At 62.5% G+C, this 15092-nt stretch carries 11 protein-coding genes; 7 read left to right on the top strand and 4 right to left on the bottom strand.

The annotated features are described in order from the left end of the window. The first annotated feature begins 29 nt into the window (after positions 1–29). Positions 30–593, top strand: coding sequence for a TetR/AcrR family transcriptional regulator (locus EHW12_RS04045; RefSeq protein ID WP_064112444.1), 564 nt, complete (start codon positions 30–32; stop codon positions 591–593). Between the two features lie 250 nt (positions 594–843). Then, entirely contained in the window at positions 844–1212 is a 369-nt protein-coding gene (locus tag EHW12_RS04040) for a cupin domain-containing protein (protein WP_064112446.1), read from the top strand. A gap of 26 nt (positions 1213–1238) precedes the next feature. Here the strand turns inward: EHW12_RS04040 and recD are convergent, their stop codons facing one another. The 3 genes from recD to recC are packed head-to-tail and all read right to left on the bottom strand — an operon-like array spanning position 1239 to position 9706. Then, positions 1239–3107: an exodeoxyribonuclease V subunit alpha gene (gene recD, locus EHW12_RS04035; protein WP_125050311.1), complete on the bottom strand. Its 1869-nt coding sequence runs from the start codon at positions 3105–3107 to the stop codon at positions 1239–1241. Then, positions 3104–6421 (bottom strand): UvrD-helicase domain-containing protein, encoded by a 3318-nt coding sequence (locus EHW12_RS04030; RefSeq protein WP_064112442.1) that lies wholly within the window; start codon positions 6419–6421, stop codon positions 3104–3106. Before EHW12_RS04030 ends, recD begins: the two co-directional genes overlap by 4 nt. Positions 6422–6424: 3 nt before the next feature. Further along, positions 6425–9706, bottom strand: coding sequence for an exodeoxyribonuclease V subunit gamma (recC, locus tag EHW12_RS04025; protein ID WP_064112441.1), 3282 nt, complete (start codon positions 9704–9706; stop codon positions 6425–6427). A gap of 97 nt (positions 9707–9803) precedes the next feature. Here recC and EHW12_RS04020 point away from each other — a divergent pair, with 97 nt between their 5' ends. The 4 genes from EHW12_RS04020 (at position 9804) to EHW12_RS04005 (ending at position 13419) form a co-directional block, all read left to right on the top strand. Then, a complete protein-coding gene (locus EHW12_RS04020; protein WP_003945415.1) occupies positions 9804–10637 on the top strand; it encodes an ABC transporter ATP-binding protein in 834 nt (277 codons plus the stop codon). Beyond that, positions 10634–11464, top strand: a complete 831-nt coding sequence (locus tag EHW12_RS04015) for an ABC transporter permease subunit (RefSeq protein ID WP_003945560.1) — start codon at positions 10634–10636, stop codon at positions 11462–11464. The genes EHW12_RS04020 and EHW12_RS04015 overlap by 4 nt, the downstream gene beginning before the upstream one ends. Further along, a complete protein-coding gene (locus EHW12_RS04010) occupies positions 11461–12258 on the top strand; it encodes an ABC transporter permease subunit (protein ID WP_042449420.1) in 798 nt (265 codons plus the stop codon). The genes EHW12_RS04015 and EHW12_RS04010 overlap by 4 nt, the downstream gene beginning before the upstream one ends. A 78-nt stretch (positions 12259–12336) precedes the next feature. Continuing rightward, the gene (locus tag EHW12_RS04005; protein ID WP_042449795.1) at positions 12337–13419 is read left to right on the top strand and encodes an ABC transporter substrate-binding protein; all 1083 of its coding nucleotides are present in this window, start codon (positions 12337–12339) and stop codon (positions 13417–13419) included. Positions 13420–13429: 10 nt separating this feature from the next. On the opposite strand, the gene EHW12_RS04000 is transcribed toward EHW12_RS04005, so the two are convergent. Continuing rightward, positions 13430–14029, bottom strand: coding sequence for a TetR/AcrR family transcriptional regulator (locus EHW12_RS04000; protein WP_007734129.1), 600 nt, complete (start codon positions 14027–14029; stop codon positions 13430–13432). Between the two features lie 118 nt (positions 14030–14147). Here EHW12_RS04000 and EHW12_RS03995 point away from each other — a divergent pair, with 118 nt between their 5' ends. Then, entirely contained in the window at positions 14148–15092 is a 945-nt protein-coding gene (locus tag EHW12_RS03995) for an alpha/beta fold hydrolase (protein ID WP_039973382.1), read from the top strand.

Raw genomic sequence — 15092 nt, 5'->3', positions numbered from 1 at the left:
ACAGTGGTGAACCCGTCAATGGAGGTAGCGTGAGATCGCCGGTTGGGGAGGGTCGAGAGCGACTGTTACAGGCACTGTTCGACGAGTTCGGTGAAACCGGCCCAAGCCCGAAGCTGTCGATGCGACAAGTAGCGGAGCGACTCGGAGTGCACCACACGCTGCTGACCTATCACTTCGGATCACGACCGGGTCTCCTCAGCGCCGTACTGTCGGAAGCTCGCCGCCGTGACAACCTCGTCATCGCCGCGATGGGCAAAGATCTCGGGTTCGCAGCCCTGTGCACGGCGATCTGGAGCTTCTACTCGAACGCCGAGCACGAAGATCGAAGCCGCACCTTTTTTCACCTGGCCGGACTTGCGGTGTACGAGCACAAAGCATTTCAAGATTTCGCCGCCGACCTCGACGATTTGGCGCACCTCCTCGAAGCGGCGGCCCTTCGCGAAGGATTCACAGTGGTGGATGCAAAGCAGCAGAGCATCATCGCAACCGCATGTCTGCGAGGACTGTTGCTGCAGAGGTTGCTCACCCCCGACGCCGAGGTCGACGCGGCAGCCGAGCGCTTCATCACCTCGTTGACAGCGTCCACCACGTAAACCCCTCATACACAACCGATCACCCCCGTTCGAGATCACCGGCGCGGGGGCGTTTTCCCTGGGCTCGGGCATATTTCGGCGTGAGACGGTTCCCTGAGCCCCGGTTGAATGATGGTCGATCACCCTTTCGACATCTGTACGAGCGAAACGCCGAAAGATGCGACAAGTGAATGTATCCCGGCTCAGCAGACACACGACATCATCGACAAGTCCGATGATTCACACGAGTTTCGAAAGTCAGGATCGAATTGTGACCGTTACCTTCCGCGCCGCAGAGTTGAACAGCGCAAGTGGGATCTTCCAACAAGCACTGCTGGGCCAACCCAGTGCAGAGCCACTCGGCGGAGACATCATCACTCGTGCAGATGTCGAGTTCACCAGTGACGACGGCCGCATTCAATCCGGAGTCTGGGAGAGCGAACCGGGAAAGTCGCGGTGGGAGTTCCTCACCCGCGGCGAGATCATCACCATCGTCTCCGGCGCCATGACCGTCGAGGAGGACGACGGCGATCCCGTACATCTCGTTGCCGGTACGAGTGCAATCTTCCCAATCGGATGGAAGGGTACGTGGACGGTCACCGAGACCGTACGCAAGGTGTTCGTCGTATACAACGAATGACCAAGAGAATCCGCAACATCCGACTTTCACGGCCCGTCGTACGGACGGATCTCCCGACGCAGCCCACTTGCCCTGAGTACCTGTCGCTGCACTCCCGCCCTCACGGAATCCTCGGTGCCGATTACTCTCACATGGTTTCTGGCGCGAGTGATCGCCGTGTACAACAACTCCCGAGTCAGCAGTGACGACGCCTCGGCCGGCAACATCACCGATACGGTGTCGTACTGGCTGCCCTGGCTCCGGTGAATCGTCATCGCGTAAACCGTCTGCACCGACGAGAGTTGGCTCGGGTGAATCAGAAACGCATCACTGCCCCGCTGGAATGCGGCAATAGGCACGCCATCCTCACGCTGCACGATCACCCCGGCATCCCCGTTGTAGATCTTCGCCTCGTAGTCGTTGGCCGTCACCAACAGGGGTTGGCCCGGATACCACCGCGTCGGGTCAAGAAACTGCCCTGATGCCGTGCCGACCCACTCCATCGCCTGCTGCGCCCACCTCCCGACACCGTACGGTCCGTCACGGTGGGCGCACAGAAGGCGGTGCGATTCCAAGCCTTTCAGCGCGCCGATCGCATCACCCACCTCGGCCGACGCCGTCACCACCTCTGAACTCGCAACGATGTCGGCGCGCAATGCGTCAACATCCTCGGGCGAATGGAAGGAGACGGCTGGATCACCGCTGCGCAGGATACGCAGAACCTCACCGGAATCTCCCGCTCGAACTGCCCTGGCCAACGACGCGATGGTTCCGTCGAAGCGGCGCCCGCGTGAGAGTTGAATGATCCCGCCCCGCAGACGATCCTGCTCATCCGCACTCAATGCCTCTTCGGAACCAGTGGCCGTGAGATCGTCACCCACCAACTGTGTCAGCGTCGGATTTCCACTGACCTTTACCGGGCGGGCGACAAGATCAGCAAGAACAGCGCCCGCGTCGACTGAGGTCAACTGATCGGGATCGCCGACGAGCAGTAGCCGGGCATCGGGGCGAACGGCTTCGAGCAGGCGCGCCATCAACGTGAGGGAGACCATCGACGTCTCGTCGACGACGACCACATCGTAGGGAAGTCTGTTGGTCGCATTGTATTTGAAACGACTCGAACTCCCCCGCTGCCAACCGAGTAGGCGGTGCAGGGTCATGGCCGCGAGTTCTTCGGGAAGGCCAAGGCTCGCGGTCTGCTCACGTACGGACTCCTGCAGCCGTGCTGCGGCTTTACCCGTCGGTGCGGCCAGACCGATGCGAGCATTCGAACCCAATTCCTCCGACAGGAGAGCGAGAATACGTGCGACCGTATGGGTTTTGCCGGTTCCGGGCCCACCGGCGATGACGGTGGTCCACTGTGTCGCGGCGAGAGCAGCTGCTATCCGTTGACGATCCGGCGCGATGGTCGGCCCGTTCTCGTCGACGAACAGCGAATCCAGCCGCGTTCGGGCCGCTTTCAGGTCGGCGGGCGGCCACGTGGACGCCCGCTCGTCGAGCACTCGCCGAATCGTCTGCTCCTGCAGAAAATATCGATCGAGGTAGAGGAGTTCACCGTCGTCCGTGTCGATCAACCGGAGCGGTCTGAGAGGTCCGGCGTTTCCGCCGATCACCAGAGGGCTCAGCCGAAGGGCGGCAACGATCTCCGACGGTTCGGGCCACGGCAACGACGTAAGTTCCTCCTCCGTCGCATTGTCGACGCTCACATCACGCATCCGTCGTAGATCGAGGCACACCGAACCTGATCGCACGGCCCGAACTGCCAACGCCGCGGCCAGCATCACTTCTTCGGAAGTTTCACCGCCCAGGCTGCACACTCTCGTCGCGACATGAACATCGGCGGCAACCAGAACCCCGGCTTCGTTGAAGATTCGCACGATCCCTTTGGCGCGCTGCGCCAATTGCGCCTCGGTCATCGAATCTTCTCCCCTACTGTGTGGGACGCATCAAGACCGGCCAGCAGATCCGATAGTTCAACCGTCAGCTGAGCAGGCGGTTTCCATTCGAAGACACCGCATTCCGGCGGGCTGTCCGGGCCGAGCATCCCACGCACGAATTGATACTGCGCGCCCCCGAGATGACGGTGCGGATCGTAGTCGGGCAGGCGCCACCGCAGATACCGATGCAGTGCAACCGAATACAGCAGTGCCTGCAGCGGATAGTGCGAGCGCATCATCTCCGTCGCCATGAGTTCACGCGTGTAGTTGGCAGCCGTCAGATCGCCGCGACCGATCCGGTTGGTCTTGTAATCGACGATCACGAACGACGGGCCCGGGATCCGCAAGACTGCGTCGATACTGCCCGTCAGGAATCCGCGCATCGGTGACGTCTCGACACGGTCCAGATAGTCGGCGTACGACGCCAGAATGTCGTCGGAGGAAAGGTGGCGCCTCAACAGTTCCGATACTCCGCGGAGTGTGACACTCATCGACACCGGATCGTCGCCACCGGCCAGTGGGAGTTCGAAATCGAGTTCGGGAAGACGATCTTTCGGCGCGATCGTGGCCAAGGTTCCGAATCCCAAGGGAGTCTGCATCACCAGATACAGCGCATCCGCGAGTGCTTCGGAGTCGACCTCGGCCGCCCGTACCGAGACCGCCTCGGCGCAACGCATCCCGAGTTCCGCTCTCAGATCTGCCACAGCCGTGTCCACCACCTCGAGCACCTCATGCACCAGCGTGCCGAATGCGGCGCCCGCGGGAAGTCCGTTCATGGGTGAAGGGAACGCCTCCAGGGGCGAGGGGGTAATGCTCCCGAGGTCTACGGAATCCTCTGGCTCGTCGTCTTTTTCGGGATCCTCGACCTCGCTGCCCGTGGTCGTGACCGCGTGGTGCGCTCCGGCGGTGAGTGCCGAGTACGACGTACGACGCCACAGAGTGTCCAGGTCTCGATCGAAACGCGCCGCGGCCAGTTCGGTCACGTCCGCAGCCGCTCTGGACCAGTGGACGGGCGAGGGCGGATGGGGACCAACAGGTTCCACCGAGATCACGTCGGAAGCTGCTGCCGGCCAGGTTGCGAGCCGTGCTGCGGTTGTACCGTCGTCGAGCACCTTCACTACCCGAGCAGGTTCGGCGATGCCGGGTGTACGTCCGAGCATCAACCGGTGCAGCGGCGAGCGGGAGGTCCCGTAGCTGGGTGCCCACCAGAGCACGAGTTGGCACTGCGCCCGGGTCAGCGCCACGTACAGCAACCGCAGTTCTTCGCCCGCTTCTTCGGCCTCCGCAACAGTCTTTCTGGCGTTGTACCCCGGGCCTTCCTGCCCGCCGACGTCGAGGATGCGGCGTCCCTCCGGGTCGTGCAACAGCTGCGTCGGCGAGTTGAAGCCGCCAACGCTCTCCCAACTGAACGGGACGTAGACGATCGGGAACTCGAGCCCTTTGGTGGCATGCACCGTAGCGATTTGCACTGCGGCAGCGTCACTGTCGAGGCGACGGCTTCTGTCGGTCGCGCTCCCGGACGTCGGATCCTTGATTCGGTCGGAAAGCCAGCGAACCAGTGCGCTCAACCCGAACGCTTCCTCGGTGGCGACGCGACCGAGGAGTTGTGCGACGTGCCGCAAATCGGTGAAATCTCGTTCGCCGGACGGGGCCGCGAGTACACGCTTCTCCAGATTTGTTTCGGCAGAGATTCTTTCGAACACAGCCGCAAACCCGACGCGTGCGAACAGCCCGGAATAGGAGCGCAGTTGACCTGCAAGTTCTGCAACGACGTTGTCGCCGTCCTTGTCCAGTTCTTCGGAGGTGCGCCCGAAAATCGGCGAGAGGGCCGTCAACCGGACACGATCGGAGCGATGGGGCTGCTCGATCGCCTGCAACAGCCACAGCCACTGGGTCGCACTGGGTGTCGCGAAAACACTGGACCCTCCGGTCAATACGGAAGGTACACCGACGGCATCGAGAGCATCGCGGATCATCGCCACGTGCTTGTGGGTGCGCACCAACACCGCGACGTCTCCCGGTTCGACCGGGCGTGGATCACCGTCGACTGCCAAGCGGGCATCGCCGCCCAGGAGCGCGACCACGTCTGCTGCGACGTCGTCCGCGACGCGACTGCGAAGTCTGCCTACGGCCGGAAATCCCGAACGATTGAGCGGTCCGGCTCCGGTACGGGGCAGATGGCGCACACGCATCGGCACCGGGCCGAACAACCGAGACTTCTTGTGCGAAGCCTCCACCGGATGCGCGACGATGCCTTCGTTGCCGAGTGCGGCACCACCGTAGAGGTGTTCGAGTGCCGCCAACAACCCTGGGTCGCTACGCCAATTGGTGGTCAACTCCTGGTGCGCATCCGCCTGATCGACCGCATCGAGATAACTCAGGACTTCTGCCCCGCGGAACGCATAGATGGCTTGTTTGGGATCACCGACCAGGACCAGGGTGGTGTGACCGTGGAAGGCCAACCGCAGAATGTCCCACTGCAACGGATCGGTGTCCTGGAACTCGTCGATCAACACAACCTTGAACTTTTCGCGCACCCGACGACACGCGACGGGACCGTATTCCGGATCCGTCAATACACCGTGCAACAGCGTCAGCAGATCGTTGAAGTCGCGAATTCCTTTGGTCCGCTTACGTCGTTCGACCTCGACACGAGCAGCAGCCGCGAAGAGGACGCGCTGACCGGGTGCGGTCTCCTCCTCGCCGTCGGGTTCGAGAATTGCCTGACCATCACCGACTGCGCTTCGGGCGATGGCCAGCGCGTCCTTCGTGGAGAACGGTGGAGACGAGTCCGTCCGGCTGTAGCGGCTGAGGTACAAATCCGAGACGACCTCACTGATCAGGTCGTCGACCGACTCCACAAAAGTTGTGTCCGGTTCGCGTTCCCCGGCGATGCCGAGTCCGTCGAGCATCCTCTGACAGAAACTGTGGGTGGTCGTGATGGTGCCGGCGTCGAACTCCGCGAGAGCGCGCAGGAGTCGACGACGCCGCACGCCGATCTCCTCGTCGTCAGCTGTGGCGAGGTACGCCACCAGATCATCATCCGACCGCCTCGCCGCCTCCGGGTCGACCAGAGCGGCGGACACTCCCGCGAACCTCTCCCTGGCACGCTCACGAAGTTCCTGAGTGGCGGCCCTACTGAATGTCACCAGCAGAACTTGCGAAATGTCAGCGAGGCCTTCGGCAACACAACGGGTCGCGAGTCCGACGATCGCGTAGGTCTTGCCAGTTCCGGCGCTCGCTTCCAACACCGTGGTGCCGGTCGGCAGTGGCCCCAGAAGATCGAAGTCCACGGGTTACTCCGCTCTTTCGTTGGTCAGCAACGGATCCCACAGTCGTCGGGCGAGAACTCCGAACCGAGTCGGTTCCTCGGCCCAGACGAACTCGTCGTCCGACGGCGGATCCGCAGCCAACTCCGCAAGTGTTCGAGCCTCTCCGAAAACGTAAGTGTTGCTCGGATCGATCATCTCGCCGTACTGCCCGGTCCACTGGGTGTCCGCACCGTTTGTCGCATCGTCGACCGACTCCCCACCAAAGCGTCGGCGCGCATATTCGGCTGAAGTCGCGGCCCACATCGGCAACGGGCGCTGCAGCCCCCGCTCCCGTAGGTCCACCAATTGCTGCAGTATCTCGACCGCATTGCCCGGCGCATCGAGCACCGACCGTGCCGCTGCTGTCTTTCCCCGACCCCGTCCGATCGAGACTGCATCGAGCGGACCGGGTCGTCCGTGTGATTTCAAGGCGAGGAGATTGATCCAGGCCGTCATCCGATGTTTAGGCGCCAGTGAGGAATACGACGCTCGCACCACTGAATTGCCGTGCACACCGGTTACCGTTCCGGTGAGACGACGCCCGTTACCGAGGTCTATGTCGACGTCGACAGCTTCGGAGTCTCCGTCGAAGTGCGGCAAGGCAAGTCCGGCAATCTGATCGACCACCCATTCGACGTTGCCCAGAACCGTAGCGCCCAGGTTGTAGGGCGGCAGAGTGCCGCGGCGCCACTCGGCTGCACGAAAATCCGCAGAGCTGCGTCCAGCCAAGCGCGAGAGAAGCATTCGGTCACCCAGAGCCCAGGTGGACAGTGGATCGAGCTCGGTTGCCAGCGAATCCGCGATGTCGTCGTCGAGTTCCGGTACCCGGACGCCGAGGCGTTGGCGCAGAAAACCACGCGCGGGATGTACCAGGAAGTTCACCAAGTCGGCGATGTTAACTTCCTTCGGATGCACCTCGGGTAGCTCGGCCGACAAGACTGTCGGCAATTCGACCGGTGTTCCGGAGGCAGCCCTCGCACCGGCCAGCGCTGCCGTGTCGAAGCTGAACGGCTTGTTCGGCGCGAAGTTTCGATTGTCGAACGATTGCAACGGATGCCGTGTCAGCACTCCGTTGATCGCTTCCGGACCCACCGTCGCACTGAGTACGTCGAGAAGGCCACTGAGGGGGATCGCCGGTGGTCTGACGACACCGGTGACCGGATCGGCACCGGTATACAACAGAATCAGATGTTCGCCCGCAGACATCACGGCATCGAGAAGCAGTTGCCGGTCTTCACTGCGCAGATCACGCTCCCCCACAACGGGATCACGTGACAAGATGTCGTCGCCGTCGACTCCACCGGTTCGAGGGAACACCTCGTCGTCGAGTCCGATCAGCACGACCACGCGATGCGGTACCGAACGCATCGGAACCATCGTGCACACCGTCAGTTCGCCGGTTCGGAAGTTGGCACGCGTCGGTCTGCCCGCGAGGCTGCGCGAGAGCATCGCGCGAACATCGGCCAGACGTAACACCGTCTCTCCGCCGAATTCGACAGCAGCTACCAGTTCGCGGTGGGCCCCCGCGCTCTGCCAGGAATCTGCGGGCGCTGTGTCGGTCAGCAGATCCAGGGCCCGCATCAGCACACGAAGCCATTCGGCCGGTGAATGTGGGCCGGCAAGATCGCGAAGCGAGACGGCCAGGCGATCGACGAACTCTGCGAAACGTCCAGTCAGGTCGATGTCTGTGCCGTCCACGTCATCGAGTGGTAGCGCGAGATCCAACCAGGCATTTTCCGATTCGTCCGCGCTGACCCCCAACAAGATTCGGTCCATGGCGGTGTTGAAGGTGTTCTGCGGAAATGCGTCGAGGCCGAACGTGGCACGCTGCCGACTACCGATTCCCCAGCGAGCACCCGCTTCCGTCGTCCATTCCCGCAGTCTTTCCAACTCGTCGTCGCCCCACGAAAAACGTGTGCGGACAGGCTCGGTCGCGGCCAGGTCGAGAACCTCACTGGCTGTGGCCCGGCCGTCGGCCAATTCGAGGAGAGAGCCGAGAACGGCCAGGACAGGATTGGTCTGACGTAATCCGCGGTCTGCCAGCCTTACTCGAAGGAGATGCCCCGGGTGGCCATGGACGCCTTGCCCGAATGCAGCACGAACCAAAGGTGCGTACGTTTCGACGTCCGGGCACATCACGAGTACGTCGCGCGGCTGCAATGTCGGGTCGTCCTCGAACAATCGGAGCAGACATTCGCGGAGCACCTCGACCTGCCGTGCCGGCCCGTGGCAAGCGTGGACCTGAACTGTCCCATCCGGTTCCGCTGCAACCCTGGGAGCACGATCTGCGATGACATCGGCCTTGACCGTCGCCAGGAGAGATTTCGGGCCGGCTGGTTCGGGAAGATGCACCGACTCGAACTCGGCGGCACCGAGGCTGATCTGAAGTTCACGAACGTCGCGAGCAAGACTCGACAGCAACGGATTGGCGGATATCAGCGCTGACCCGTCTTCCGAACGTCGGATCGTGCTCTCACTTCGAGGCGGTATGCGCGAGCTCATCTTGGTCCACAGCGCGGGGCTGGGATGCGGGAGCCAGATGTGCACGTCCCGATTCGCACTGAGTGCGCTCAAGATCATTCGCTGATCGACCGGCAGCCGTGTCGGCCCGAAGACCGACAGGCGTTCCGGTAGGTCGACCAAGGCCGGGTCCTCGACCAGTGCGCGGCTCACTTGCCCCAGTCGCTCTGCGGGCCCCGGAACGTCGATCTTGTCCGCGACGATGCACCACAGACGTGCCTGCCATTCGAAATCCTCCGACAGCGCCAATCCGTGTCCGTCGGTCAACCGCCCGGCGGCCCAGTCGATCAGCATCTGCGGGCGTTGCGCGGCATAACTGCGGAAGAGTTCGGTGACATGTGTGGCGGAGGCAAACCGTCGACCTTCACGATGGCCTTCGAGATGTTTCGCCAGGACTCCGCACCAGGGCTCGCCGAGGGACTCGTCGATCACATCGAGAACCGTCCACACCAATCGCGTCGGCGACCATGGGTCGTCGTCAGCCGTGATTCCACTGACCGCGGCCACGGACTCCGCGACCAGGCGCGCGGGTGAAGGAAACGCGATGTTCGCAGAAATTCCGTCCACTGCTGACGGTCCGGACGTGCCTAGCTGGGAGGACAGCCGCTGATTGAGCCAACGCTCGACGCCCTTGGCCGGCACCGCAACAGTTTCCCGGGCGAATGGATCCGACAGCGGGGTACGGAGGACCGTGGCCAACGCCGAGACCAAGGTGTCCGAACGCTCGGCCCGGTACAACTTCAGCAATCTTCGCTCCCCTCACTCCGTCCAGACGTCCATCTCACCACGGCGCTGTGACAGGAGACGCCGAACCAGCCTCACGCAGCGGTGACGCGCAGGCAACATGACCGCAACCGGACGTTCGTACTGTGCGGGAATGACCAGTCCCGTCACCACACCTCGCCCCGCTGGAACCGGTCTCGACATCTCCGGCCTCGGCAAGACCTTCGAGATGGGTCGTCGGTCGGTGACCGCGCTGACCGACGTGTCCCTTCAAACCAGCGAAGGCTCTTTCCTGTCTCTGCTCGGGCCGTCCGGATGTGGGAAGTCCACCGTTCTCCGCATCCTTGCGGGCCTCGATAGTCCGACGTCGGGAACGGCCCTTGTCAACGGACAGTCGCCGGCCGAGTTACGCAAGCGCCGCGAACTCGGAATCGCCTTCCAGGATTCGGCTTTGCTGCCGTGGCGAACAGTGGCCTCCAACATCAAACTGCCCCTTCAGGTTGCCGGCATCGATCCCGACCCCGACCTGATAGCCGACCTGATCGCGCTCGTCGGCCTCGAAGGATTCGAGAAGGCCAAGCCCGCCCAATTGTCCGGCGGTATGCGTCAGCGTGTGTCGATCGCACGATCGCTCGTGGTCAAGCCGAGTGTCCTCCTACTCGACGAACCCTTCGGCGCGCTGGACGACATGACCCGTCAACGGCTCAACATCGAATTGCTCAGGATCTGGACCGAGAAACCGGCGACCACGTTGATGGTGACTCACGGAATCGCCGAAGCCGTGTTCCTCTCCGACGTCGTCGCCGTCATGACGCCGCGGCCCGGACGCGTCCTCGAAGTCGTGCCGATCGACCTGCCGCGCCCGCGTACACCCGAGATGATGCGTACACCCGAGTTCCACGAGATCCACGACTACCTCTCCGGACTGCTCTTCGGAAAAGCAGGCGTCGCATGACAATTACCGATATCGAGAACGTCGCGACCGCGGCGGCGCAGCCATCTGTGCCGCGCCGGATCCGATTGAAGCGTCCAACGTGGTTCGGCGGTGCAGTCGGCATCTGCGGACTGATCGCTCTCTGGTGGATTCTGGCGGCGGCCGGTGTTGCGGGAGGCACGATTCCGACGCCGTGGGTGGTTGTCTCGACGATGTTCGACGACGGTTGGTCGCTGTACGGACCCAATTTCACCGTCACGGCTTCCGGTGCGCTGCAGGGCTTTCTCTGGGGAAACCTGCTGGCGATCACGCTTGCCGTGCTTGTCGTTCTCATTCCGCCCATCGAGGGATTGGCCACACAACTGGCGATCCTGAGCTACTGCACACCGCTGTTGGCGCTTGGCCCAATCATCCTGGTCGTCTTCGGCGGCCGGACCCCCACAATCTTTCTCGCCGCAATGTACTGCTTCTTCACCACGATGGTCGGCACACTCGCCGGCCTGAGATCGGCCGACAAGACGAGCCTCGATCTCGTCGCCGCTTACGGCGGTGGGCGTTGGCAGAAGTTCACCAAAGTTCAACTTGTGAGCGCACTTCCGAGCACCTTTGCTGCCCTCAAGATTGCTGCACCTTCGGCCGTGCTGGGTGCAATTCTCGGTGAGTATCTCGGCGGGGTGGACAGCGGGATCGGCGTCGCACTCACAGCCGCTCAGACGTCGTACAACGTCCCGCGAACGTGGGGAATGGCTATCGCCGCCGCCTTGCTCGCCGGTCTGGGGTACGCCGTCGTCGCAGCGATCGCCCGGCTCGTCACGCCGTGGACCAGCGCTCCGGGAGCACAGAAATGACCTCGGTACGAGGAACATTGAGATTCCTCGCCCCGATTGCCATCGCCTCGGCGCTGTTGCTTGTCATCTGGGTGGTCTTCCTCAACGCCTTCCCCCAGGTCGGCCCGCGTGTGGGAAAGACGCCGGCCGACGTCTGGGAGTACCTGTTCTCCGGCCCAAAATCCGCCGACGCTCGTTCGGGCATCATCGACAACCTGTTCATCACTCTGCGCGACGCCGGTGTCGGCTTTGCCGTCGGAATGACTGCCGCGCTCGTGGTGGCATCGATCTTCGTCGTTTCCCGCACTGTCGAACAGACTTTCATGCCCGTTGCAATGCTTCTACGATCTGTTCCTCTCGTTGCGATGACCCCGATCATCGTCCTGATATTCGGCCGCGGAATCGTGGGTGTGACAGTCATGGTTGCGATAGTGGTGTTCTTCCCAGCCCTCGTCATGATCATGGTCGGTCTACGTGCCGCTCCGGCTCAGGCACAAGACCTCATCGCTGCCTACGGCGGGAGTCGTTGGACCGCATTGCGAATGGTGTCCGTGCCGTCCGCACTTCCGGCTGTGTTCGCCGCTGCACGAGTATCCGTACCCGGCGCCTTGATCGGAGCACTGATCGGCGAATGGCTCGGTAGCGGCCAAGGCTTGGGTTCGAGCATGATCAAAGCCATTCCGCGCTACCAGTACAACGAATTGTGGGCATCTATCGTGGTGATCACCGTGGTGTCGATCGTCCTCTACGCCGTGGTCGGGATCTTCGAAAGCATCGCTCTGTCTCGTTTCGGTCCTTCGGCGGGCAAGTCGTGACATCTGTTAACACGACCTCAACAAACTCTCTCTCCCAAGCAAACTGAACGAAACCGACTGGCCCTAGTGTTCCGATTCATGACGCCATTCAAGCCCGTCCGCCAGCTGGACCGCAGGGCCTTCTTCCGCTACTCCGCGCTGACCGGCATCGCAGTCGCCGGTAGTGCGTCATTGCTCGCGTGTAGCAGTGACTCCAGCAGTTCGAGTGGCGGAACCACGGACGACGGTTCCGAATTCGGAACAGTTGCAGTGCAGTTGTCCTGGATCAAGAACATCGAGTTCGCCGGTGAGTACTTCGCTCTCGACAAGGGGTACTACAAGGATGCAGGGTTCGGGAGTGTAGACCTGGTGGCAGGTGGCGCAGCCGGCACCGGCGTCGAAGCCGGCCTGGACACCGGCAAGGTGTGGATCGGAATGTCCGCACCGCAGCTCACAGCCCCCGCCGTACTCGACGGACTGGAGGCAAAGATCGTCGGTGCGACATTCCAGAAGAATCCGTTTGCGATTGTCAGTTCCGCTGCGGCACCGATCAACTCACCACAGGACATGATCGGCAAGAAGATCGGCGTCCAGGATTCCAATCAGCTCGTCTTCGGAGCTCTCCTGGCAGCAAACGGCCTGACCGAAAGCCAGATGACGATCGTGCCCGCGCAGTTCGATCCGAGCCCCTTGGCGAACGGCGAGGTGGACGGCTGGGTCTCCTACGTGACCAACGAGCCGATCACACTGGCCGCCAAAGGTTTCCCCAACGCCCACTTCCTCTTCGCGGACTACAACCTGCCGTTGGTCGCCGAATCGTTCACGGTTCTCCAGTCCACCATCGACAACGAGAGGGACAAACTCAAGGCATTCCTGAAGGCCGAGATCCAAGGATGGAAGGATGCGGTCGCCGATCCGGCAGAGTCGGCACGGCTTGCCGTCGAGGTCTACGGCAAGGACCAGAACCTCGAACTCGAAGAGCAGATCAAGGAAGCCACCGCACAGAACGATCTGGTGGTGTCGGCAGATACCAAAGCCAACGGGTTGTTCACGATGACACCACAACTGATCGAACAGAACATCGCGGCACTGTCGAAAGCTGGGCTGGAGATTACAGCGGACCAACTGTTCGACATGTCGATCCTCGAAGAGGTGTACGCGGAGAATCCGGAGCTGATCTGACTGCCGAGCGTCAGCGAACCTCCCGCGCGAGTACGCCCGAGATGAATAGCTGTACAAGGACCTCGGCCTTGTACCGGTCATCGGACCCAGCACCGATACAAAGGTTCCCGATGCCTTTGAGCACGTTGTACGCATCGACCCGCGAAGCAGTGCCAACGGACTCGAGCGCTGCCGCGAGGAGGGAGTCACATACCGGAACGAGGCGGTCGACGAAGTAGATATGCAGAGCGTCGGACCCGGCGCTGTCTCCTTGCAGTGCACCGGCGAGCCCATGCTTGGTTACCAGGAACTCCACGAACAAAGCCACCCATGCCCGCAAAGCCGCCTCGGGCGTTGCACTCTCCGCGAGCATCTGTGGGCCCGCGTCCGCACACGCCTCGACTTGGTGTCGGTATACGGCGACCACCAACTCGGGACGCGTCGGGAAGTGGCGGTAGATCGTCCCCATGCCGACGCCGGCCTTCGCCGCAATCTCCCGCACCGGAGCGTCGACTCCGGACTCCACGAACACTGCTGCCGCCGCGTCGAGCAGCGCCTGCTCGCTTCGACGTGGGCGACCGACTTGCTTGGGAGAGGCGACGCGCGACTGCTCGTCCTGGGCATCAGCCATGTGCACTCCTCGCTGACTCACAACATATGTTTGCATTACGGAACAACGCTCCGTAATGTTGCGGAGCGACGCTCCGATAAACAGTATCGCAGGGTGCAGCCTCAGCAAGGAACTTGCCATGACCTCATCAATGATCGACACTCTGAACGGCATCATCGGCGCCGGCGCCCCGGTCGTCTCCGTTGCCCCCGTCGAGTTGTTCGCCCCCGATCGACCTGTCCCGCTGGAAGTACGTGTGTCTGCTCCGGCAGCAGGCACGAACCTCCCCGTTGTGGTGTTCTCCCACGGCAACGGCTGGAACCTCGATGGATACTCGCCACTCACGGCATTCTGGGCATCCCACGGATTCGTGGTGATCCAGCCGACACATCTGGACTCGCGCCGGAACGGTTTCGGGTTCGACCACCCGGTTTTCCCGACGATCTGGACCGAGAGGATCGCGGATCTCACACGCATCCTTGATCAGCTCGACACCATCGAATTTGCCGTGCCCGGGCTTGCCGGCCGCATCGACCGCAGTCGAGTTGCCGCCACTGGTCACTCCTGGGGCGGGCAAACCGCTCAGTCGCTCCTCGGAGCAAGGATCTTCGACGAGGCCGGCCAGGTCGGCCAGGACATGTCCGACAGTCGCGTCACCGCGGGAATCCTGTTCGCGGCAACCGGTCTCGGCGGCGAGAACCTGCATCCGTTCGCGCAGGCGAACTTCCCGTTCATGCGACCCTCGTTCCAGGAACTGACGACGCCGACACTCGTCGTCGCGGGCGACCACGACCAGTCCAAGATGTCCAGCCGCGGACCCGACTGGTTCACCGACGCCTACACGCACAGCCCCGGAGCCACCGACCTCCTGACCTTCTACGGTGCCGAGCACGCACTCGGTGGAATCGTCGGATACGAAGTCGCCGAGACCACTGACGAGAACCCAGAGCGGGTCGCCGCCATCCAACGGATGAGTACTGCCTACCTTCGGACCGCGTTGCGCATCGATGAGACCAGCTGGCCAGCGGCCCGGGCCGCATTCAGCGACAACGCCGACCCGATCGGCCGAGTCGACACCAAGTAA

The organism is Rhodococcus sp. NJ-530 (assembly GCF_003860625.1).
In the GTDB taxonomy this organism is placed as follows: Bacteria; Actinomycetota; Actinomycetes; order Mycobacteriales; family Mycobacteriaceae; genus Rhodococcus_F; species Rhodococcus_F qingshengii.
This window is presented reverse-complemented; position numbering and strand designations above follow the sequence as displayed.